The sequence below is a fragment of the Methylocapsa sp. S129 genome (assembly GCF_009765995.1).
Lineage (GTDB): Bacteria > Pseudomonadota > Alphaproteobacteria > Rhizobiales > Beijerinckiaceae > Roseiarcus.
Genome location: NZ_LMUI01000008.1, coordinates 237,271 through 260,308, shown reverse-complemented (window position 1 = coordinate 260,308; position 23,038 = coordinate 237,271). Strand labels below are relative to the sequence as shown.

At 59.1% G+C, this 23,038-nt stretch carries 21 protein-coding genes; 6 read left to right on the top strand and 15 right to left on the bottom strand.

Annotated elements, in window-relative coordinates; genetic code table 11:
- Positions 1–123 precede the first annotated feature (123 nt).
- The 12 genes from GSQ90_RS02115 to GSQ90_RS02060 all read right to left on the bottom strand — a co-directional run bounded on the left by GSQ90_RS02115 (position 124) and on the right by GSQ90_RS02060 (position 13,638).
- On the bottom strand, positions 124–987 hold the full coding sequence (locus GSQ90_RS02115) for a sugar nucleotide-binding protein (protein ID WP_158812817.1): 864 nt from the start codon (positions 985–987) through the stop codon (positions 124–126).
- 74 nt (positions 988–1,061) lie between these two features.
- Positions 1,062–2,012 (bottom strand): transketolase family protein, encoded by a 951-nt coding sequence (locus GSQ90_RS02110; protein WP_158812816.1) that lies wholly within the window; start codon positions 2,010–2,012, stop codon positions 1,062–1,064.
- Between the two features lie 3 nt (positions 2,013–2,015).
- Complete coding sequence (locus GSQ90_RS02105) at positions 2,016–2,855, bottom strand: transketolase (protein ID WP_210254798.1); 840 nt, start codon at positions 2,853–2,855, stop codon at positions 2,016–2,018.
- Between the two features lie 11 nt (positions 2,856–2,866).
- On the bottom strand, positions 2,867–3,874 hold the full coding sequence (locus tag GSQ90_RS02100; RefSeq protein WP_158812815.1) for an aminoglycoside phosphotransferase family protein: 1,008 nt from the start codon (positions 3,872–3,874) through the stop codon (positions 2,867–2,869).
- Complete coding sequence (locus tag GSQ90_RS02095; RefSeq protein ID WP_158812814.1) at positions 3,871–4,485, bottom strand: hypothetical protein; 615 nt, start codon at positions 4,483–4,485, stop codon at positions 3,871–3,873. The genes GSQ90_RS02100 and GSQ90_RS02095 overlap by 4 nt, the downstream gene beginning before the upstream one ends.
- Positions 4,486–4,487: 2 nt before the next feature.
- On the bottom strand, positions 4,488–5,093 hold the full coding sequence (locus GSQ90_RS02090; RefSeq protein WP_158812813.1) for a bifunctional 2-polyprenyl-6-hydroxyphenol methylase/3-demethylubiquinol 3-O-methyltransferase UbiG: 606 nt from the start codon (positions 5,091–5,093) through the stop codon (positions 4,488–4,490).
- 119 nt (positions 5,094–5,212) lie between these two features.
- Positions 5,213–7,147, bottom strand: coding sequence for a hypothetical protein (locus GSQ90_RS02085; protein ID WP_158812812.1), 1,935 nt, complete (start codon positions 7,145–7,147; stop codon positions 5,213–5,215).
- 336 nt (positions 7,148–7,483) lie between these two features.
- Entirely contained in the window at positions 7,484–9,355 is a 1,872-nt protein-coding gene (locus GSQ90_RS02080; protein ID WP_158812811.1) for a hypothetical protein, read from the bottom strand.
- Positions 9,356–9,413: 58 nt separating this feature from the next.
- The gene (locus tag GSQ90_RS02075) at positions 9,414–10,412 is read right to left on the bottom strand and encodes an NAD(P)-dependent oxidoreductase (RefSeq protein ID WP_246731371.1); all 999 of its coding nucleotides are present in this window, start codon (positions 10,410–10,412) and stop codon (positions 9,414–9,416) included.
- Positions 10,413–10,443: 31 nt separating this feature from the next.
- Complete coding sequence (locus tag GSQ90_RS02070; RefSeq protein WP_246731370.1) at positions 10,444–11,025, bottom strand: SIS domain-containing protein; 582 nt, start codon at positions 11,023–11,025, stop codon at positions 10,444–10,446.
- A gap of 15 nt (positions 11,026–11,040) precedes the next feature.
- Positions 11,041–12,615 (bottom strand): PfkB family carbohydrate kinase, encoded by a 1,575-nt coding sequence (locus GSQ90_RS02065; RefSeq protein ID WP_210254797.1) that lies wholly within the window; start codon positions 12,613–12,615, stop codon positions 11,041–11,043.
- Positions 12,616–13,638, bottom strand: a complete 1,023-nt coding sequence (locus tag GSQ90_RS02060) for an SDR family oxidoreductase (protein ID WP_158812810.1) — start codon at positions 13,636–13,638, stop codon at positions 12,616–12,618.
- Positions 13,639–13,939: 301 nt separating this feature from the next.
- Between GSQ90_RS02060 and GSQ90_RS02055 the strand changes: the two genes are divergently transcribed.
- The 4 genes from GSQ90_RS02055 (at position 13,940) to GSQ90_RS02040 (ending at position 17,459) form a co-directional block, all read left to right on the top strand.
- Positions 13,940–14,620: an HAD-IIIA family hydrolase gene (locus GSQ90_RS02055; protein WP_158812809.1), complete on the top strand. Its 681-nt coding sequence runs from the start codon at positions 13,940–13,942 to the stop codon at positions 14,618–14,620.
- Positions 14,621–14,681: 61 nt separating this feature from the next.
- Positions 14,682–15,734 (top strand): glycosyltransferase family 2 protein, encoded by a 1,053-nt coding sequence (locus tag GSQ90_RS02050; RefSeq protein ID WP_158812808.1) that lies wholly within the window; start codon positions 14,682–14,684, stop codon positions 15,732–15,734.
- 114 nt (positions 15,735–15,848) lie between these two features.
- The gene (locus GSQ90_RS02045) at positions 15,849–16,703 is read left to right on the top strand and encodes an ABC transporter permease (RefSeq protein WP_158812807.1); all 855 of its coding nucleotides are present in this window, start codon (positions 15,849–15,851) and stop codon (positions 16,701–16,703) included.
- 15 nt (positions 16,704–16,718) lie between these two features.
- A complete protein-coding gene (locus GSQ90_RS02040) occupies positions 16,719–17,459 on the top strand; it encodes an ABC transporter ATP-binding protein (protein WP_158812806.1) in 741 nt (246 codons plus the stop codon).
- 73 nt (positions 17,460–17,532) lie between these two features.
- Here the strand turns inward: GSQ90_RS02040 and GSQ90_RS02035 are convergent, their stop codons facing one another.
- The gene (locus tag GSQ90_RS02035) at positions 17,533–18,687 is read right to left on the bottom strand and encodes a glycosyltransferase family 4 protein (RefSeq protein WP_158812805.1); all 1,155 of its coding nucleotides are present in this window, start codon (positions 18,685–18,687) and stop codon (positions 17,533–17,535) included.
- 435 nt (positions 18,688–19,122) lie between these two features.
- On the opposite strand from GSQ90_RS02035, the gene GSQ90_RS02030 reads away from it, so the two are divergent.
- Both GSQ90_RS02030 and GSQ90_RS02025 read left to right on the top strand, forming a co-directional pair.
- Entirely contained in the window at positions 19,123–20,502 is a 1,380-nt protein-coding gene (locus tag GSQ90_RS02030; protein ID WP_158812804.1) for an MBOAT family protein, read from the top strand.
- Complete coding sequence (locus GSQ90_RS02025) at positions 20,477–21,472, top strand: hypothetical protein (protein ID WP_158812803.1); 996 nt, start codon at positions 20,477–20,479, stop codon at positions 21,470–21,472. The genes GSQ90_RS02030 and GSQ90_RS02025 overlap by 26 nt, the downstream gene beginning before the upstream one ends.
- Before the next feature lie 59 nt (positions 21,473–21,531).
- On the opposite strand, the gene GSQ90_RS02020 is transcribed toward GSQ90_RS02025, so the two are convergent.
- Both GSQ90_RS02020 and GSQ90_RS02015 read right to left on the bottom strand, forming a co-directional pair.
- Positions 21,532–22,221, bottom strand: coding sequence for an RraA family protein (locus tag GSQ90_RS02020; protein WP_158812802.1), 690 nt, complete (start codon positions 22,219–22,221; stop codon positions 21,532–21,534).
- A gap of 30 nt (positions 22,222–22,251) precedes the next feature.
- Positions 22,252–23,001: an SDR family NAD(P)-dependent oxidoreductase gene (locus tag GSQ90_RS02015; protein WP_158812801.1), complete on the bottom strand. Its 750-nt coding sequence runs from the start codon at positions 22,999–23,001 to the stop codon at positions 22,252–22,254.
- Between the last annotated feature and the right edge of the window lie 37 nt (positions 23,002–23,038).

Sequence of the window (23,038 nt, the reverse complement as noted above, 5' to 3'; positions counted from 1 at the left end):
GTCGCAACCCATCTTCCATCCGGAAATTGGGGTTCAGTCAACCCGGCGCCTTATTCCCCCATCGACCATTCTCAACGGCGCGCTCGCGAGCCAATACGGTGTCGCTCGGCCGGAGCTTGAACTTCAAGCGTCGAGAACAGCCCTGAGCGCTGTCCATGGGTCAGGCGCGATGAGGCCATAACGCTTGGCGAGATACGAGCTGTCCAGTGTCGTATTGAGAGGAACGGCGCTCGCGGGCATGCCGTTGTCGAGCGCCGAGACAGGCTTGACGAGATCATCGTCAGCGCCGATTGCGTTCGCGATAAAGCGCGCCACGGCGGCGTAGCTGACATCTTCGGGTCCTGTCAGTTGGGCCGTGATCGGCTCCCGATCCTCGATCAGGCGACTAATCGCCTGCGCGACGAGTCCGGTTGGCGTCGGCGCCATCGTCATGTCGTGGAACGCCCTGATTGGCTCCCCCATCGAGAGGCTGCGCCGCCAGCCGTGAACAAGCGCCATATCCGGTGAGACCACTTTCGCAAGCCTCAGAATGCCAGCCGGGGCGCCTGCCGCAATCCACGTCTTGAAGACGGTCTCCGTCGCGGCCTTCTGGCGACCATAGGCGCTGACCGGCGACAGCGGCGCATCCGAAGGGACCTGGGCGCGCGTTCCGTCAAAGACCTGATTGGTCGACAAAAACAAAGTGTATATACCCTTCGCCACCAGCTTCTCGGCCAAAGCTAATGTCTGCGCGACATTGACGCGATAGGAGCCCGCCCAATCGGCTTCGCAAGCCGCGAGCCGGGCTATTGCCGCAAAAATACAGGCCGCCTCGACTCCTTCGGGAGGCCGCCAATCATCCGATAGCTGTTCGAGATCGAGGAACAATTCATCCTCGCCCAGATCGGCCGCGCGACGCGTCGTTGTTACGACCGGCTGACCCTGCTCTCTCAGGCGGCGAGCCGTGGCGGCGCCGATTTCAGAATTGCCGCCGATAAGGAGAAACATGACAATGGCCTGAATTCGCGCAATTCCACTCTCAACGAGACGGTTCGGTCCCGCCGACTGGCTTTTCCCGACCTTCAGGCGACAAGTTTATACTGATCAAGCGTATTGTGAACGGTCGCCGCGATCTGGCGCGGCGTCAGACCATAGACGTCGAAGAGATCGTTTTGCACGCCGTAATTCTTGGAAAAGGCGTCGGGCAGAGCAATCCTCTTCATCCTCGGCATAGCCGGACCCATTTCCTCAACCAGGATATCCGTCACGGCGCTTCCGAACCCGCCAATGGCGATTCCTTCCTCGACCGTAACAACCAGCCTGGCGTCTTTCGCGTGCTCAAGGATCGCGCTCTTGTCGAGCGGCTTGACGGTATGGAAATGGACGACTGAACTATCGACGCCATCGCTCTTGAGCGCATCGGCGGCTTTCAACGCGTTGGTCGTCATGACGCCTGTGGTCATGAAAACGACCGGACGATGCGCGCCGGCGCGCCGCATAACGATGGCCTTGCCGATAGCAAAGCCATTCTCCGCCTTGCTGACGATCGGATCGCCGCCCTTCGCCAGCCTGATGTAAATCGGACCGGGCCAGTCGACGGACACGTCCATGAAACGCGTCATTTCATCGGCGTCGCACACCGCCACCACCGTCATGTTGGGCAATGCGCGCATGGTCGCTAAATCCTCAATGGCGAGATGAGTCGGACCAAGCGGCGCATAGACGAGGCCCCCCCCGTTGGAAATCAGCCGCACGGGCAGATTGTGCAGACAGAGGTCGATCGCGACCTGTTCATAGCTGCGCCGGGTGAAAAACGTCGCGATCGTGTTCGCGTAGGGAATGAACCCTTCCAGCGCCATTCCCGCGGCCATACCGACCACGTTCTGCTCCATGATCCCTTCCATGTACCAGCGCTCCGGCATCTCCTTCTGCATTCCGCTAAGGAGGCCCGGGCTCAGGTCCGATCCGATAAAGACGATCCGCGGATCTTCCTTGGCAAGCTTGTAGACGCAATCGAGACAAGTCTTGCGCATGTCCTACTCCAAAGCCGCGTACATTTTGGCGATGACATCCGGGGCCACCTTGGCCTTGTGATGCCAGTTGGGATCGTGTTCGGCGAAGGGAATGCCCTTCCCCTTGACCGTATGGCAGATGATCGCCGTCGGACGATCCCGCTCCAGCGGCGCGCTCTGGAGCGCCGCGCGAAGCTGCGGAAGATCGTGACCGTCGACATCAATCGCCGCGAACCCAAAAGCGCGCCATTTGTCGAGGAGGGGCTCCAGATCCTGGATCTCGCGGGTCGGTCCAGCCGATTGAATTTTGTTATAGTCGACGATCGCGATGAGGTTGGAGAGCTTGTGCTTACCGGCGCTCAGCGCGGCTTCCCAAACCGAACCTTCATTGATTTCCCCGTCTCCCATCACGACGAAAACGCGGCTGTCGCGTTTCTGCATCCTGGCGGCCAGCGCCATCCCAACGCCGATGGACAGGCCGTGGCCGAGCGCGCCGGTCGACGCCTCCACGCCCGGAATCTTATTGGATTCGGGATGACCGCCAAGGATCGAATCCCGATGGCAGAACGTGTCGAGCGTTTCCACAGGAATGAAGCCCTTGTCGGCCAGCATGACGTATAATGTGATGCAGCCATGACCCTTGCTCAGGATCATGCGATCGCGGTCAGGCCATTTTGGCTCCACCGGGCGAAAACGCAGGACGTCGTCGTAGAGGGCGCGCAATATTTCAACGAGCGACATCGACGAGCCGATATGTCCCCGCTCGCCTTTGTCCAAAGCTCTCACGATCAGGCGACGCAGATATTTGGATCGCTCATCCAACGGCGGAGAAACTTGATTCACCGCCTTCAGCATCGACGCCATGAAATTCTCCACTAGATCGCCAGCTGCGATAGCAAATCTCGCGCTGCCTGCAACTGCCGCGCCTTCGCGTCGCTCCAATCTTCGACGGCGCCCGCCAAAATACGGCGACGCCAGCGCTCAGGATGAAACTCATTTAACAGGATCAACACCCACCGCAACCCGAACAGCGGATAAAATGCATCCAGACGGTGTGCAAAGGTCCCGTCCGAGCCATAGAGCTGTTGCGCGCCACGGCGAAAATGGGCCCGCAAATCCTCAGAGACCGGCGTCCCTGGATGAAGCAATATATCCGCGGACAGCTTGACCGGATCGTCCCAGCCAAAATACTCGAAATCGATGAAAGTCAGCCGCCCGTCACGATGGCGAAGGGCATTGTGGAAGCCGAAATCCGAGGGCACGAGACTGCGGCGCTCCTGGGCGAGCTCTTGCTCGAACGACAAACCGCCTTCAAAGAGCGTCCGGCGGGCTCTCGCCGCCAGCCGCTCCAGCGCAGGCGAAAACGCCGATTGCATAAATTCCTCCAGGGCGGATTCGTCCTGGATGGCGCGCAGGTCGGTGAGGCGAGCCCTGACCTGGCGCTCGATCTCCAGCCCCGACAGACAGGCCTCCGCCGCCAAATGAGAGGCTGGGATCGCCGATGTATGCCGCAACTCGTGCAATCGGGACAGGAAAGCGACGGATTGGTCGATGTCTTCCGTGCTGACGGCGCGAACGAGTTCGCCTTCGACCCAGCTCAGAAGAACGAAATTCCGTTTTCGATCCACGGCGACGACACGGGGAACCATCGCAAAACCGTGTCTCGCCATCAGATCGAGGGCGGCGACCTCGGCGCCAAGCCGGTCGCGCGCATCATCCTCGCGGGACGGATATTGCTTGAGAGCGAAAGTCCCGGAATGCGCGTCGACGCGATAGACGCGACTGTTGCGTCCGCCCCCGACATGGCGCAATTGCTCGACGGGACCTCCGACCAGTCCGCGCGCAACGTCTTCTGGAGAAACCGCAGCGTCGGAATGGATCATGCGAAAACGGCTTCCTCTATCAAGGGCCAGTTCGCGCAGACCTTGAATTGGACGGCCGCGGCGACGGCGGGCCTGTCTGAAAACAGGATGCGCTCGACGCCCGGCGGGAAATTCGGATCGGCGAAAACCTCCTCCAGGTCATCGATAAACACGTTGCAGCCGGTTGCCGCTATCCGGCGAAGCTTTTCGTCGCGCGTGCTTTCAAAAAAGACGTTCTCGACCGCGACACCGTAACCGCTGGCGTCGAAAAAGCCTCGCGCTTTCATCCAATTAAGCGCCGCGACGCGCAAATTGATCCTGTCGGGATCGAAATGTCCATATTCAGTTTTATGGCTGACGACGAAGAGCGTATCTCCCTCTGCCTGGGTGCGCTTCAAGAAGGAGCCGAGCCCTTCGAAAGCCTGCGCGCCGCCAATCCCCCGACCGTAGACGAAGCCTTGCAGCTTTTGCCAGGCCACCTCGCCGTGGGGCAACAACCGAATGGCGTCCCGCACAAGCTGCTTGCCGCCGTGGAAATCGGCTGGCAATAGCCCACGCTCCTTCGCGGCGGACAAAAATACGTCGTCATAGCAAATGATGGTGTTGTCGAAGTCGAGACCAATGCGTCGCATATTTACGCTTGGTCGTTCTTCTTCTGGCAGCAAACCGCAAACAGGTAATGCGCCATCGGATAGAACCCGGTATGTACAACTTCATCATTCATCGAGAACAAGAAAACGTTATGGAAATACTTGCCAAGCAGCGCTTTCAATTGAGCGCCGCTTTTACAGTTAATATGGCCCGCCTTGCTCGGAGGAGAGGCGTATTCTTGCGATTCCAGCGACGGCGTGCCGATGATCAGGACGCCGTCATCCGTCAGCGAACGGCGCAGATTGGCGAGATAGGCGTCTTCATTGCTTACGCTGATATGTTCGATCACATCGAGACTGTAAACGCCGTCGTGTTTGTGGGGCAGCGGCGCTTCCACGATGTCGTGGAAATGAGCTTCGATCGGCCATTTTTTCGACTGACGTTGTTTTATATCTTCAATGAAAACCGGATCGAAATCATAGGCGACGACCTTGCCGACTTCCTGTTGCACGATACGCGTGCCAAAGGCGTCGCCGCAGCCAAGCTCGCCGACGAATTTTTTGCCGCCGAGCATCTTTGAAACAAATTTGTAGCGGGCGAGCAGGAATGTCAGGCGACGCGGGTCGTCATGCCACACCTGGTTGGTCATGAGCCCGAGCGGGGTAAGTCCCTCGGCGTCGCGAATTTCGAGACAATTGTTGTATTGAGGCTCCCGGGTGCCGTCCTCCCGGGGAGGGGTTATCGCCGCGGCGCTCGCAGATATTTGAGTCACGATAGGGCCTCTGGGCTCGTAGCGGCGTCGGCTGACGATCGGGTCTCGCCGACGATGGAAGCGAGATCGGGAGTGAACCAGACGTCCGGATTAGAAGCCGTTGTCTTATCGTCGCCGAGCCGATCGCGCAATCGTCGGCTGTTTTGATCGAGGCGGTCCGATGAATCGGCGCGTATGTCGAGATTCGCATTTGACCCGATATGCATAACCATCAGAAAACTGGAAACGACGGCAACGGGGGTTTGATCCTTGATAACGCTGCTGAATCTGTTACTCACGAGGATGCAAAGGGCCAGCGGCAATCCGGCCAAGGCGAGAAGAGGTAAACCGACGATCGGCCGTCTGCGGGCAAACCGCGCCATTCGCGTCGCTACGTCGAAAGAGCGCCATTGCAGCTTTGGCGACCGAACAAAGTAGAACTTGCTGGATCTTACCGCTGGCCTCAACAGCTTGGCGCTCTCGGCGCCCATCATTTTCGCAAAATCAATGGCGTTGGACTTTTTCCTTCGATTGTAGACCGACACGATAACCGTCGCGCCATCTTTCATCAGCGGCGCGATGCGATCGATCAATTCGTCGCCGCTCGGCATATCGCTTTCCTCCATCTCGATGAGACAGGCGTCGAACGTTCCGTGCGCCGCCCCAAAAGCATCTGGGGATTGCCGCATGAATATATTTCGCTGGGCTCGAAAATTGCGCCGTCCGTCGTCGGGCATCGACGTTGTGAACACGGTGGGACGGTCCGCAACGAACAGGCGCCTTTCGTCTTTGTTTTGGAGAGAGGAGGAAATCGATTCCAAGACGAGTTCATGGTCGGGCCATCTCGGGTGCCATGGGCGCAATTTGAGACCGGCGCCCAAGAGGCCAAAGTGCACCGCCGCAGACAGCCATGCCCTGATATGTCCTCGACTGAAATCGGGATGTTCCAGGCCGATGACGTAGCGCATTTCGCGGCGAGTCAGACGCAGGCCTTTGGCTTCCTTGAACGATGCGATTGCGCCCAGCCAGTAGGGGTGATCGCGGAAGGGACTGGGCTGGCCCAGTCGTTTGCGAACCGAAGCAATGAAGCGGCTTGCCTCCTCTTCAGCGTCCGGCAAATTTGATGAAATTTCACCGGCGTGAAAAACCACGGTCGTGTCGGCATTCTTGCGATGTCGCGCCGTCGTCCATTTCGACAACGTCCGCGCAAGTCTCGCGATCGTTTGCGGCCCCGCTCGCAGCATCGCGGCCTCATGGGCGCGGGGCTGCATTTCGACCACAAGGTATTCGTCCGAATCGTCGATGATGGCGACGTTGTCGCTCGGACACATCTCAGGAATGAAGGAATAGTCGCAAGAGGACCCTATGACGAAGTCGGTTCTCTCCGGCCTGATGCAGATCATATGCATGAGATAGAAACGCCCGATCAACGTCAGATCGTCGACGCGCCAAAACAGTCGATTGGTGTGATCGTTGTGATTCGACGGGTCATTGACGATGTTCGCGACGGTTGCCGGATGAAGATGCGACAAGCCCCAACCCATCAACTCACGAGACGAAAAGCTGATGACGCCCGATACATTGTCTCGTTTAGCCGATAGCCAAGGGGTCGCGTCCTCCTGGACAACCTGGAAATTGCCGACTTGAACGCCGCTGCATCCGCTCATCATTTGCTTGAGTACATTCGAAAACGAACGATCGGCCACGATGTAGTCGGACACCAGAAAAAAGAAGCAGGTGTCGAGCATTTGCGGACCGACGGAGCGAACGGCTTCGGCATACGCCAAGGTAATTGTCGTCGAGTGACCAAAATTCGTAATGAGATGGTCGATGTGATGCACCACAACAGAGCACAGTGTCTTCAACCGCTCGAACATCGGATGACGCTGGATGACGCCTTCATCCTCTCTCGTGGTGAGGAGGACAAAATTCGTTGGAAGAGTCCTGGCCAATGCCGGCAAATTTCCTTCGGCGAGCCAGGTTGGCAAACCTACGTCGAGAAACTGTCGGACGTAGCGATCCCCCCAAATCGGCAAGAGACAGCGCACATATTTTGGCGGCCCGCGCATGCTGCTTGGCGTCGGCGCATCGACGAGACGATCGGGGGGAAAATGAGGTCGGTCCAAGCGGCGAATTTCTCGATGTCACGAAGTATGGGATTGGGCGGGATTCTGACATGTGGCGACGCGGCTGGCAAAGAAGGCGCCACGCATCATCCAACGTCGTCGCCGCTCCCGCCCTGAATCAGGATATGGGCGCCGACGCGTCGCTCGGCTCAAGAACAGTCATTAACAGTCATTGTGACCTTCGGGCGATCTCAGCCGCAGCGTCAGTGCGACGCTTGAACATTGCGACTGTTCGGACGCTTGGGACCGCAAGAGCGCGCCAACATTCAAACCCCCACTGACGATTGCAAGCATCCCGGCGCCAGCTATTCTCAGTAAGCTACGCAAGCCGCCGCCAAAAGACGAACGGGCGAGCGCCATCATCGTCGATTGTATCAATAATCTTCCCGGGCTCGCCCCTACGACTCTGAATTCTTCCACTTGTAGACCCGAAGTCGCGGAAATCGGCAACAGCGTCAGTCGGTCAGGACCGAAGGAGCGCGAGGCTTCTTCAAAAAGATCGCCGATGACAAGCAAAATGCGCCCGGCAGGTTGAATAATTGGAACAAATTGCTCCACGATTGCCGCGTGAGCCTCAAGGCTCCTTGGGGATAATATCAAAACGCAAACGTCAAATCGCTCCCCTGGATTTGCGGCGCTTCGACCTGTCAAATCTCTGATTTCCCGCAGGTCTGCATGGTCGACGCGCCGCGCGCCATAAGCCTGCGCCCGCAATTCGATAGGCCGGCGAAGCAGCGCTGGAATATCGCCGACAATGATGATCGATGCGCCACCAGCCGTTTGCTTGAGCGCGATCCAGAATCTTTGAACATCCAGCCATCGCGGATGCCATGGACGAAAATCCGGCGCACGACCCAAAAGCATGGCGCGCAGCCGGATCGCACGCGCAGACTTCACCGCGATCGCGAAATTCGGATCGCCGAGAATCTTGCTCAAAGCGGGAAAATCGACAGGGGTCGGCGAAGTTCTTTCATGATGATCGATCGCGCCGCACCAATAGGGATGATAGCGAAAAGGTTGCGGAGCAGACGGCAAATGCCGCTCGACCTCGCTTATGAACCGTTTCGACGCGGCAATCGTTTCAGCCACCTCGGATTTGATTTTGTCGGAATGAAAGACGATCGCGTGACCAGCATTTTCCCGATGCTGACCGGTCGCCCAATTGCTCAGCGAGGTCGCCACTGCCGCAGGCGTCAGCGGGCCGAGGCGCAGATTTGTCTGACCTTGCCGTCGCGACTGCAGTTCGACGACGCAATATTCGTCAGAATCCTCGATCGTCGCCACGGCGCCCGACGGGCATAATTCGGGAATCAGCGAATAGTCGGACGGCGCGGCAATGATAAACTCCGCTGTTTCGGGGCGGATCGCGATCATATGCATCAGGTAAAACCGCCCGAGAATGGTGGAATCATCCACGCGCCAGAAGAGACGATTGCTCGCGGCGTCGTGACGAACCGGCGAATCCGCGAAATTCGCGATCGTCGCGGGATGGAGATGATCCAGCGCTAAACGAATAAGGTCGCGTGGCTGAATCGACAGATAAGGCCCGCCGGCGCGCGCCTGCGCCAGAACCGGCGCCGCCCCTTCGCCGACAATCTGAAAATTGCCTGCGAGAACGCCGCTCGCGCCCGCGACAACGCGCGCCAGCACATTGCTCAAGGCGCCGTCGGCGAGAACGTAGTCAGACACGAGAAAAATGAAACACGTATCCAGCAAGTCGCTCTTGCAAGACCTGATGCCGCTGACATAGGCGAGGGTTATGGTGGTGGAATGGCTAGCGCTTATGAGATGATCGATCGTGGCGATTTCGACCGCACACATGTCCTCAAGCGCGCGCCAACCCGGATTGCCCCGGATCGCTTCGACATCGTCCGTGCGTGCGAAAAGCACGAAGGTGCAGGCGGTGCGACGGCACAGCGACGGTAGGTTTCCATCGGCCAGGAGAGTCGGCAGGCAGAAATCGAGAAACTGCTCGACATATTCCTTTCCCCAGACCGGCAGGAGAATGCGGACGGCGCTTATTGGCGGGCGCATGACAACGGCATCGTCCTCAACGCTCAAATCTTGGCGTCTAAGCGCTACGTCCGCGGCATTAACGCAGGTGAACCGACTGCATGCGCTTGATATTGTAATAGCGGTCATCGGTCATCGAGTTCGGCACTTTCCCGGCGGCAAATGCGTCTTTCAGATCGACAATCGCGTCGCTAACGGTTCGCTTGGCGACAAAGCCAAGCTCGCGATGAATCTTCTCGGATGAAACATGGTACGAGCGATGATCGTCGGTCGGCGTCACGACGATCTCGACGGCAGGCCCAACCCGCTCGCGCACCATCTCAGCGATCGCACGAACTTTTAGATTATGGTAGCCGGCGTTCCATATCTTGCCATCGATCTGGGAATTCTCAGTCTGCAAGAGGAGGAGGTAGAGATCCGTCATGTCTTCGACGTGAATGTTCGGTCGAAGCTGCTCGCCGCCAAAAACCGTGATGCGGCCGTTGTTGATCGCCAGATTTGTGAGAATATTGACGGTCAGGTCGAGGCGAAGCCGGGGCGCATAGCCGCAGACGGTCGCCGGGCGAATCGTAACGGCCACAAAACCTGGTTCGCGCTCCTGTTCGAGAACATCCTCGCACATCGCCTTGAATTTCGAATAATCCGTGAGCGGCAGCAGCGCCAATTCTTCCGTGACCTCAGGATCGTTCTTGATGCCATAGACCGAGGACGACGATGCATAAATGAATCGCTTGACCCCCGCATCCTTGCTGGCTTTGACCAACGGCCGGAAGCAATCGAAATTGATCGATTTGCCGAGATTCGGATCAAGATCGAAGGATGGATCATTCGAAATGCACGCAAGATGAATGACCGCGTCGCAGCCTGCGAGCGCGCGCTTCACATCCGCTGGATTGCGAAGATCCCCCTTGGTCTGCGTGAGAGCCGGATTATCGGCAAGGTGCGCGAATATGTCGCCGTAAAGATAGAGATCCAGATTCGAGACTTCATATCCCGCGGCAAGCAACTTCGGAATGAGGCTCGATCCGACATAGCCGGCGCCGCCGGTCACCATCACGCGCTTGAAACGATTTTCCACTTTTCCCACCTGTCGCAAAGAGGTCGAATCTTTAATGTTCCGGGCGCCAGCCCCTGTCGAGGTCAAGGATCGCGTGAATCAGGGCTTGGTGTGCGAGTTCGACGAATCCGTATTCGGGCGAACGCACATAAAAATTCACGGCGCCCTTGTTGCGCAGCGGATTGTCCTGGCTGAAGCCTGACAACGTTATGATGCTGCAGCTTTGCGCCCGCGCAGCCTCCACGCCCTTGATGATATTGGGCGAACGTCCCGAACTGCTGATCGCGATCACCAGATCGCCCGGCCGTCCATGCCACTCGATTTGCTTGGCGAAGACATTTTCATAACCGAGGTCGTTTCCCAGGCAGGTGAGCGCCGAGCCTTCGTTGAAGGTCATCGACCGCAGGCCTCCGTTTTTGGAAAAATCAGTCGCCATATGGCTGCTGATGGCGGCGCTGCCGCCATTGCCGATGAACATGATTTTGTCGCCGCGATCATGCGTCGCATGCGCCATGTCGCGCACGCGCTCGAACGCTTCGCCGAGCGAAAGCGTCTCGCCGTTCGCCGTCGTGCATTCAGCGTTTCGCGTCACGCGGTCCAGGGTATCGAAATAGGCCGTGATTCTATCGCGCACTGCGCTTGCCTCTATTTACTTCAGAAGTCCGGTGACGCCCTTGATGAGAGAGGCTTTTTCAATGGAATAGCGGTGTCCGACGATTTCCACCTTGAGGGCGCCGACTACATTGCCGATAAAGCCGACGATGTCCATCGGCGCTCCCGCGGCGACCAGAGGAGAGGTGACAGCGAGAAAAGCGTCGCCCGCGCCGACGGTGTCGACGATTTTGCGCGCGACAGCCGGAATCGTGTGAACCACGCCGCCGCGCTCAAATGTGACGCACCCATGTTTGCCGTGAGTTACGATAAACTTCGGACAATCGGCGATCCGTTCCGCAAGGCGGTGGGCGATATCGCCAACGGTGGAAAGGCGATCGCTAAGCGCCAGCCTCGCCTCCGGCGCATCAATGCAGATGTAGTCGGCCCGCGGATAGCGGGTCACGAGGTTGTAACCCATATTTGCGCTGTTGCTTTGCGTATTAACCGCGAGAAATGGGGATAGCGCCGTCAATTGCTGAACGATCTTGGGCCCAATGAGTCCGTGGCCAAAGTCCGTCGCGATCACGACATCCGCTTTCGGACAGAGCCGGCCGACCAAAGCCTTAAGTTGCTTCTCAAGATCATCCGTCAGCGGTTCATCGTTCATATGATAAACTTCAAACAGTTTTCTTATGGACGAGGGATCGACAAAACGCCGCTTGAGCGTCGTGGGCGAGTTTGGTCGCTTGAACGCATGGAGGCGCACATTCGGCTTGAGATTTTTGCGAATGAGTTCTTCGTGGCTGTTATTCGTTCCGATGCAGGTGATGACGTCCACCTCTGCGCAGAACGACGCCACGTGATTGGCCGCAGCAAACACGCCGCCAGCGAAAATCTCGCTATCCTGGTAGCGAGTCGCAATGATGTGTTCCTTGGGCGGTTTTCCCATCGGAAGCACGTATTCGTATTCATCGATAATCGCATCGCCGACAAGGACGACTCGATAGTCCTTTATGCTCTCGATCAACGCCAGAATGGTGGCCAGACCACCGTCGTCGCGAAGATCGGAAAGATGCTCGCGGACGTGAGGCTCGAACAAATTGAAGTGCCGATTGATCAACTCGCTCGAACTAAAGGTGACCTCATCGGTGAAATGGATTTCGCCGCCATGCGCTTCCACGGTCTGACGCTCGAGAGCGATCTTCCCCGTCACGTCGCCGTCGGGATTTTGATAGTCTTGCCCCTTGGCGTAGATCGCCGGACGGATCGTCTCCAGGGCGCTGATCGCATCAGGCGCCTCGGCGATGGCGACGTAATCGACGAAATGCAGGGCCGCCAGCATTTCGGCTCTCAGGGCTTCGGTGAAGACCGGCCGGCCGGGACCCTTGTTGACAAAACGATCCGCGGTGATGGTGACGACAAGGACATCGCCGAGCGCTCTGGCGGCCTCCAGATGGCGCACATGCCCAAGGTGGAGAAGATCGAAGGTGCCGTGCGCCTGAACGACAACAAGCCCCTTCCGGCGCCGCTTTTCTACGGCTTCCCCAACCTCGGCGACAGTGAGGATTTTCGAACGCGTCGTCAGACGCTCCGGCGCGGCGCCTTCAAAACTCGCAGCATTTGACGCCATTCACTGAATTCCCTGCGCGCTTTTTGCAACAGATTGCGGTCCCAGAAACTTGAACCAGTCGGTCGTTGCGTCCTTAATGCTATCGACCGTCCAAACAGGCGCGTCTTTCCAATATTTCATGTTGTCGAGCATCACCTTGACGCCTTCGGCGAAGGGCACTTTGGGTTTCCAGCCGAGATCGCGTTCGATCTTGGATATGTCGGCAAAAGTGCAATCGGGCTCGCCGGGGCGCTTGGGAATATGGACGCTCTCGGGCGAGCCAAGAAGGCGAACCAGCTCGTTGACGCTGACGGGACGGCCGCTGCCGACGTTATAGATATCTCCGACACGATCGCTCTTGGCGACAGTCATCAGAGCGTCGACGACGTCGCTGACGAACGTAAAGTCCCTTGTCTGCTCGCCGTCGCCAACAATGGTCAGAGGCTTTCCAGCCAATAATTGCGCAAGAAACACGCCAAATACCGCGCCATATGTCCCGCTGGTGCGGGCCCGCGGTCCGTAGACATTGAAGAAACGAACGGAAACCGCAGGCAATCCATAGACTTGCGCCCAGTGCATGACCAATTGTTCGCCGAGATATTTGGTCAGCGCATAGGGATATTGCGGATCAGCGGGCGTGTCTTCGGGCGTGGGGTAGACGTCTGGAATGCCGTAGCAAGACGAGGACGCGACATAGACCAGACGCTTGACTTGCCGTTTGCGCGCCGCCTCCAGGATCGCGAACGTCCCATCCACATTCGCCCTGAAATAATCTTCGGGCTCTTGGATGGAGGGCACAACGTCGGCGCGAGCGGCAAGATGAAAGATGCGCTCCACGCCTGCGCATGCCTTGTCGACCTTGTCCTTATCGGAAACATCGCATTCGATGATTTCAAGCGCGTCGTTTTGCTGATGCTGTTCAAGATTGGCGAGGCGACCCACGGCGAAATTATCGATAACGCGCACGCGGCGGCCGGAAGCAATCAATTGGTCGACCAGATGACTTCCGATAAATCCTGCTCCGCCCGTGACGAGATCGAGCATTATTATGGTCCTCTAGGGGGATACAAGGCCTCTCCATCCACATAAAGATTAGCAAAGTCAAGCTCGCGGGGAACGGCGCCGGCCCCCGAGTTCCTGCGCCCGCGCCGCGCCGCCGCCCTGTTTGCAGCGACGCCGCCACACACGCTAACCGGCGGCTCGGCAGAACGAACCGACCGCAAAATGGCGACCGCCTGACAAGAGTGACATTGGCGCTCGTTTTCGCTATGCGTGCCCCGCGCCCGCCAAATTTTGGCCGCCGGGACAAAGAAAAGAGCCTATTGCGCGGGCTGGAAGCATATCGATGGACGCCGCTGCGGAAATCCAACCCTTCTTAATTGACGGCGTCGGATTATGGGTTGAACGACGGAGCGCCGTCAATTTCGAGAATCGTCCGGCGGTGTTCCTCGACAGGGACGGCGTCCTCGTCGAAGAAGTGCATTTTCTGGCCCGTCCGGAGGACGTTCAACTGACTTTTGGCATGGGAAAAGCGATCGCGGAACTCAACCGGCTTTCTATCGCGGTTGTCGTGGTCACGAACCAGTCGGGAGTCGCGCGCGGCCGGCTGACCTGGGAGGCCTTCGCCAGAGTCCAGGCGGAAATAAACCATCAACTCGCATCCATCGCGGCCACGGTCGATGCGACTTTCGCATGTGGTTATCATTGCGAGGGCGAGGGCCCATTGGCGATTGCCGATCACCCCTGGCGAAAGCCGGCCTCCGGGATGCTTCAGGAGGCGCATAGGCTGCTCGGCGTTGACCTTCGCAGGTCGTTGATCATCGGCGACCGCCTTACCGATCTCGAAGCTGGCCATGGCGCTGGGTTGTTGGACGGAGCGATCGTGCGCACCGGCTACGGCGAGCGCGATAGGAAACGCCTTCCCGAAGCGCGCGAAAGATGGCGGCAGGGAGGCTTTTCGGCGCGCGTCGCCGACAATGCCGCGCAAGCGATCCAAACCTGGTTGGCCGAGCTGGCGACGCGCTGATGGCAAAAGCCCTGCGTCGTCTTTACAGAGCGCGCGCCTGTCAGCGCTTGAGGATTTCGTGATGTCTCTCTCGGTGGTGATGCCAAACTTCAATCATGGCCATCTTATCAGCCATGCTCTGGACGCCTTGGCCGCCCAGGGGCGGCCCGCCGACGAGATCATCGTGGTCGACGACGGGTCCACCGACGACAGCCGGGCGATCCTCGATCGGCATCGCCAACAATTGCCGCAGTTGATCGTGCTCGCGAACGAGCGCACCGGCGGCGCTATTGCCGCATTGCAGCGCGGATTGGAGAGGGCATCGCAGCGCTACGTCTATTTTGCCGCTGCCGACGATTGGGTGCTGCCTGGCTTCTTTGAAAGAGCATTGGACATTCTCAACGCCAACCAGGATTGCGGCCTCGTTTGTGGGGAAGCCATGCTTCTGAGCGGCGAGACCGGGGAATTGCTCGGCTATCGTCCGCCCGTGTGGCCCATTCTGCGAGGCGGGAAGGTGACTTCTGAGATGGCGCACCGCCTTTTGCGGAGAGCCGACAATTTCCTTCTAACCGGCAGCGCCGTCTTTCGCCGGGATATCGTCATGGAAAAAGGCGGATTTGACGCGCGCGCCGGATCCTTCGCGGACGGATTGCTGAATCGTAAAATCGCCTTAACGCATGGCTTTTATTTCGAACCGCGGCTGTTTGCGGTTTGGAATGTGTTCTCGCAAGGCTTGTCTCGAACAACCGCGCTGGATATCGAGCGCGCTCGAAAAGCGCTCACCGAACTCCCGGTCCTTATCGAACAGGACGGCGACTTTCCTGCTTGGTACGCGGCGGCTTTCCGGCGGCGATGGCGATTTGGAGTCGCGCGATTGGCTTTGGGAGCGTCTCCGCCACGCTTGTCGCTACTTCTTGAAATGGGAGCGACCTCGGCCGTGGATAAGCGGCTCCTTGGGTTCCTGTCTCTCGGGATCGGCTATCGCCCGGTTCGCTGGCTGATTTTGGCGCTATTAACGATGCGTTTAAAACCCTATCGGCTGTTGGATTTGTTTAAGACCGCGGTCGTCAGACGCTGGATTGCGCTCGGGAACAAGCGGCGGCCCGGTTCGAGCCCTCAGAGCAATTTCTCTTGACTGACCACGGCGTCTACCCCACGGCTCTCTTGGCAAGCGGCGATGATGACGCCCTGATCGCAATCTCGGCCATGGCTTGGCCAGACCGCACGCACTCTCCGGGATCCCACAAGCATGCAGTTAGAGTCGGCAACCTATGGCGATGATATTGACCAAAATGCGCACCCTCACATGAAAGCCCGGGGCCCTTTCAGCATTGGCGCCGATGATCTGAGCGCCGGCCTGAAGGCCTGGCGTCTATGGACGATGTTAGGCTGGAACGACATTCTGCAGCGCTATCGACGCTCGGTTTTAGGGCCGTTCTGGATCACGCTCAGCATGGCGCTTTATGTCATGTTGCTGGGGGTGGTTTATAGTCGCATTTTCAAAATGGAAATCGCGCTCTATCTTCCCTACATAGCCGTAGGGCTTATTACCTGGGGGTTTATCTCAGGGACGACCATCGAATCTTGCTCGGCCTTTGTCGATAGCAGCGGCATTATCAAGCAGATTCGCCTACCATTTACGGTGTACGTATTTCGTGTCCTTTGGCGCAGCCTTATTATATTTCTTCATACTATTGTCCTTATCATCCCGATAGGAATTATATTTGGACTGAAATTCTCCTGGGCCGATATTTTGATATTCCCGGGACTCATTCTCCTCTTCGCGAACCAGATGTGGGTCGGCATTGTTGTCGCCGTTCTCAGCGCTCGCTATCGCGATGTCGTCCAACTTATAGCGACTGCAATCCAAATTGCGATGTTCGCCACACCGATTATGTGGCCCGCAAGCTCGCTGGGAACGGCTCAGATAATCGCACAGGTCAACCCGTTGTATCATTTGATTGAAATTGTCCGTTCCCCTCTTCTTGGGGAGGCGCCGCCTCTCTTGTCATGGCTGGTCGTCATTGGCTTGTGCGCGGTAGGTTATCTCATCGCGATCTTGTTGTTGTCGCGGGGGAACCGCCGCATCGTATATTGGCTCTGAGGTCGGAATCTCACGATGGCACATATAAATCTGAGGGATGCGTCGGTCGAGATTCCGGTCTATGCGGTAGGGAATAACTCCCTTAAGACGATGCTTCTGCGTAAAGCGGTTGGCGGCCGTTTCGGGCGATCGGGCTCAAATGTCATTATCACCGCGCTGTCTGGCATTGATCTCGACATTCATGATGGCGAACGAATTGGATTGGTTGGCCATAACGGTTCGGGCAAAACCAGTCTCCTGCGTGTGCTTGCGGGCGTCTATCCCCCAACAAAGGGGGAAGTGAATGTCGTTGGCCGCGTCTCTCCCATGTTCGACATCTCGCTAGGGATGAGCGTCGATGCGACGGGAATCGAGAACATCAAGATTTGCGGCGCTCTCTGGGGATTGAGCAAACAGGAAATTGAAGCTGGAATAGACGACATCGTCGACTTTACGGAACTCGGCGACTATCTCAACATTCCCGTTCGCACATATTCAGCCGGAATGTTGCTGCGCTTATCCTTCGCAATCGCCACATTGCGGCAGCCGGAAATTCTGCTGCTGGATGAAGTCATCGGCGTCGGCGACGCCGAGTTCATGAAGAAGGCGGAAGGCCGGCTCGAGAAGATCGCCAGCCGCGCCAACATACTCGTCGTCTCATCGCATTCGGACGATATCATTCGGCGTCTCTGCACCAAGGCGATCTGGTTGAACCAAGGCGTGGTCGGCGCATTTGGCGAGGTGGAGTCGGTTTTGAGCGCATACCATGCGGGCTGACTTGCCAGCGCGATCCGTGTCGACCGACGAGGATGACTGTCGCTGGGCCGTTTTCATTTATGCGACGGTCTGGTTAGCGCGCGGACGCAGCGGGTCGCCGCAGATCGGCGTAGACAGCGAGCGTTTCCGCAATCACGATGGATGAGGCGAATTCGCGCTCCGCTCGACGCCGCCCGGCGACGCCGAAACGACGGCGCAGAACCGGATCCTCGATCAGGGTGCGTAGCGCCGAGGCGAGGGCGAGGCTGTCGCGGGCCGGAACCAATAGACCATTCTCGCCATGCCGCACCGCCTCGCGGCAACCTGGCACGTCGGTGGACACGATTGGCAGGCCGGCCGCCATCGCTTCGAGCAGGCTCCGTGGCAGACCCTCGCGATAGGACGGCAGGCAGGCGATCTGGCTGCGCGCCAAAAGCGCTGGAATATCGTCGCGCTGGCCCAGCCAGTCGACCACGCCCTCTGCACGCCATTTGAGTAACTGGCCTTCGGAAATAGCGGCCGGGTTCTGCGGATCGGTTGCGCCGACGAGCCAAAAATGAGCGGCGACGCCTTCGGCGCGCAATTTTCGCGCCGCCTCAACGAATTCCCCTACCCCCTTGTCCCAAAGCATGCGGCTGACCAGCGAGACAATCGGCGGGCCATCCGTCTCGACCGCGGGCGCGAAGGAAGCAACGTCGATGCCAGAGCCCCGGATCAACACGGCGTCCTGCGCACGCACAGCTCGATCTTCGACAAGGCTTTTCAGGTCGTCGACATTCTCGAACACGACCTTGCTGCCGCGCGGATTCAGAAACAGCCGCAACGCCAGCCACGCCAATGGCCGCAGCAGTCGCGACTGGAGACTTTGGGAGGTGAAGACGAACCCCATGCCGATCGGCGCGTTGAGCACGGCCCGGATTCCGGCCGAGCGGGCCGCGAGCGATCCATAAAGGATCGGCTTTAGTCCGACATGATGCGCCAGGGCGGGACGAAGCCTTCGGTAGGCGGCGCGTATCGCGCGCAAGGTTTTGATCTCGACGAGTGGGTTCAGGCCCCGCCGTTTCAGCGGGATGGCTATGAAATCGACGCCGGCCGCGCGAATCTGCGCCGACTTGCCATTGTCGTTCGCCAGCACGGTGACTTCATAACCGGCGTCCCGGGCGGCGATCGCCCGCTCCAGGAAATGCGAACAAAAGAACCAATCCTCCGTCAGCACCATAACAAGTCTTGGTTTTCCAACATCCACCATGATTGCCCTTTTTGACGATCACTGGCGAGGTTCTGGATCGCGACGGAATCATCGGCGAGGATGGCCGGAAATCTCGGCGCGATGCAAGGGCGTCGTCGCGACGACCGGATGAAGCTTCGCCGCACGCAAGCGAGGCCTTGCCGGGCGCCCACGAAAATATTGTCTTTGTTTGGATGGACGGCGAGAGCGCACGGCGCCACAAGGCGCTCGTCGAGCGTCTTTAAGCCGAAAGGCCTCACTGTTCTCTTGACCGGGGCGCCCCGGAGAAGGCCTAGTTCCATCCGACGCCTTCGCGGCGGCGTGAATTTTTCGCCGCTACTCCCCGCAACCAGGAAAAAACCGGCGGAGCCCGCCTTCTCATTTGCGGGAAATCTCAGCCAACGGGAGTCCGTTCTTCCTTCCCGGCCGCCGCCGCGGCGATTTTCGTGAGTTGCGATGCTCTTCAATTCATTTTTGTTTCTGCTGGTGTTTCTGCCCTCCGCCCTGTCGCTGCATTGGTTGGTCGAGCGCTTTCAGCCGGGCTGGCGGTTGCACCTTCTGGTGTTCTTGTCGTTCGTATTTTACGGCTACTGGGACTGGCGCTTTATTCCGCTTCTGGCGCTATCCATTCTCATCAATTGGACGCTCGCGGAATTCTTCGCGAGAAATCGACAAGGCTTTTTGATCGCAGTCGCCATTGCGGTCAATCTTCTCGTCCTCGGATATTTCAAATACGCAAATTTCTTTTCCACGCTTCTCCCCGGCGTGTCGCTGCCTAACGCCGACATCTTTGGCATGGGGACGGCGCTGCCGCTCGGCATCTCTTTCTTCACCTTCCACCATGTCATGTATCTGAGCGATCTCAAGGCTGGGAAGGCGCCGCGTTACGACCTCACGCGCTACGCTCTTTACATCGGGTTTTTCCCGCAGGTTCTTTCGGGCCCCCTGGTGCGCTGGAGCGAGATCATGCACCAGTTCGAAGAGCGGCCCTACGAACGCTCCGACGCCGCGCAGCGTTTCGCATGGGGCATGATGCTCGTCGTGATTGGCCTCGCCAAGAAGGTCTTCCTTGGCGACCCGCTGGCTGCCGACGTCAATCCGATCTTCGCGGCCGCGGCGAATGGCGAGATCGTTTCGCTTGTCGACGCCTGGCAGGCTACGCTGGGTTTTACCTTCCAGATCTATTGCGACTTCTCCGGTTACACCGACATGGCTGTGGGCGTCGCTTTGATGTTCGGCATCGTGCTGCCGCAGAATTTCCGTATCCCCTACCGCGCAACAAGCCTGTCCGATTTCTGGCGGCGCTGGCATATGACGCTCTCACGATTCCTGCGCGACTATTTGTATATTCCACTCGGCGGCAACAGGCGCGGCCTGCCCATGCAGCTTCTGGCCCTCCTCGCAACCATGGTCCTTGGCGGGCTCTGGCATGGGGCGGGGCTGACCTTCGCCGCCTGGGGCGCGCTGCACGGCTTCGGATTATGCGTTGGCGTATTGTGGCGACGCGTCGCCCGGCCGATGCCCGCTTTCTTGGGATGGGGTTTGACATTCGCCTTCGTCGTGCTCGCCTGGGTGTTGTTCCGGGCGCCCACATTTCACGCCGCGCTGCGGATCTATGATGGGCTGATCGGCTTCGCGCCCGTCGGCCACGGCCTGAAATGGCGATCGATCGCGGTCGCCGCCGCGGTCGCGATGATCGGTCCAACGACCTGGGACGCCGTGCGCAAGGCGACGCCCTCCCGATGGGCGGCCGTGGCTTTCGCGATATTGTTCGTGCTGACTCTATTCAAGATGGGTAACGACGAGACCTATGAGTTCATCTATTTCCAGTTCTGACGCGGCGGATCGGCGCTGGCGCGGCTTTGCTGTGGCGTTCGCGGCGACGGCGGTGCTGCTGTTCGCTGCACTGGCCGGCGTGTTGGCGGCGGTCGATCCTTTTGACACCGGCCGCTTCGCGCTGACGGCGCGCGCCGGCGTGCCGGAGCAAGGCCCGCGCACCGCCGACGCCAGCCGCGGGCGCGACCCCCGCTTCGATTCCGCCATCTTCGGCAATTCGCATATGCAACTCATTCGGCCCGAGACGCTCAACGCGCAGACCGGCCTGGATGCCGTTTCGATGATCGTGCCGGGGACGTACCCCAAAGAGCAATTTGTCCTGATCGACTGGTTCCTGCGGCATCATCCTCGTCCCGCGGCAATCGTCATCGGGCTCGATGTGAGCTGGTGTTTCGACGCGCTATACAACGTCGAGCCGTTTCCGTTCTGGCTCTATGAGAAAAGTCCGCTCGCCTATCTCGGCGGCATGATGCGCTATTCGGCGCTCGAGCGCATTCCCGGCAGGCTCGCCCTGCTGTTCGGCTCTGCGAAACCAGCGCGCGCCGACGGCTATCGGGATTACGACGACGAGTTGCGCACCGTCGACCCCGGCGTGCTCCGCCAGCAACTGGCCAAAGAGCGGCCGACGGCCTCGATCAACCCGCGCAATCTTTTCCCCGCCGCCGACAGGCTGAAAGTGGTTCTCGCCGCCCTTTCGCCATCGACCGCCGTCGTTCTCGCCTGGCCGCCGGTCTATATCACTGCGCTGCCTCAGCGGGGGAGCGAGGCCGAGGCGACCATGCGCGCCTGTCACGGCGCCTTTTCGGCCGTCGCCGCGCAGCGTCCCAGGACAACGATCGTCGACTGGGCCGAGGATCGGCCGGAGACATTGCTGGCGGAGAATTTCTTCGATCAGACCCATTATCGCGATAATTTGGCCGAGGCCTTTCAGAAGGATATCGCCTCGGCGCTCAGCAGAATGAAAGAATAGGCGAGCCAGGCGTCGATCGAATCATGCCGGGCGCGTCGACGCGATGAAGTCCCGCTTGATCATTCAATATTGCGGACGCGATCGGAGGCAAGAATTGCGACGACGAAATCGGGAATCTCAAGGCCGCCTTTCACCTTGGCCTCGAGAGCCGCCTCCGCCGCGCGAACCTCCGCCAGCGCCTTGAGCACGGCCGCCGCGCGGTCGCGCGGCACGACGACGATCCCGTCGCGATCGCCGATCAATATATCGCCCGATTCGATGCGCAGGCCGCCAAGGTCGACTGGCTGGCCGACGGTTCCAGGGCCATTGCGCGCCGGCGAATTGGGCGTAACGCCCGCGCAATAGACGGGCAGGCCGACATCGAGAATGCCGACGATGTCGCGCACCATGCCGTCGGTGACGAATCCCTTGACGCCGCGATTGCGCGCCATGCCGAGCATCAGATCGCCGGTGACCGCCGCGCCGGTATGGCCGTGCGCCGCGGCGACGAGGATATCGCCGGGCTGCGCAACGGAAAGAGCGCCGAACAGTGCAAGATTGTCGCTAGGCCCGCAATCGCAGGTCAGCGCGACGCCGACCATGATTTTGGCGGAGGGAGGGAGCGGCTTGATGCGATGGTCGAGCGCGCCGCCGCCGCCCATGGCGTCGACGACATTTCCCGTCGGAGCGCCGGCGAAGCCCTCGACGATTTCCCTGGCGGGGCGCGGAAATTTGGCGCGGATGGTCAGGACGGGCGGATCAACAATCATGGCTATGTTTCCTGTGTTTTGAAGCTTAGCTCAAAGCATCGCCAGCATGCCGCCATCCACGAGATGGAAGGATCCCGTAATGAAGCTGGCGTCGCTGGACAACAAGAACGCGGCGAGCCGGGCGACTTCGATGGGCTGCCCGATGCGGCCGAGCGTGTGCTTGGCGCCCCATTCCGCGATTTTCGCCGCCGGATTTTCCGGATTGTACAGGCGCGCCGCCGATCGGGCCAACGGCGTTTCTATCGTTCCGGGGCAGATCGCCGTGACGCGAATGTTCTGGGGTCCGTGGTCGATCGCCATCGCGCGCGTCATCGAGACGACCGCGCCTTTGGTGGCGGCATAGGCGACGACATCGGCCTGCGTGATATGCGCCTGCACCGAGGACATATTGACGATCGCGCCGCCTCCGCCCGCCTCCATATGCGGAACGACATGTTTCGAGAGCAGGAAGATCGCCGTCAGATTGACCGCGACGACGCGGCCCCAATCGTCCTCGGACATGCTTACGACGGTGCCGTGCAGTTCAAGGCCCGCGCAATTGAACAATCCCGTGACGCGGCCAAGACTTGCCGCCTTATCGGCGATTTCTTTGCATTCGGCCGATTTCGTAATATCGGCGGCCACGCCATGAATATGATCCGAGGCGAGAGCGGCAAGCCCCTCGGCGTTGATGTCGGCGGCGACCACGGTCGCTCCGCAATCGGCGAAATGGAGCGCGGCCGCTTTGCCTATGCCCGACGCTGCTCCCGTTACGATGACGACCCCGGATAATTGCGTCAAATCTTCCTCCTTCGATTTTTCGGCTCTTGGCTTCGCG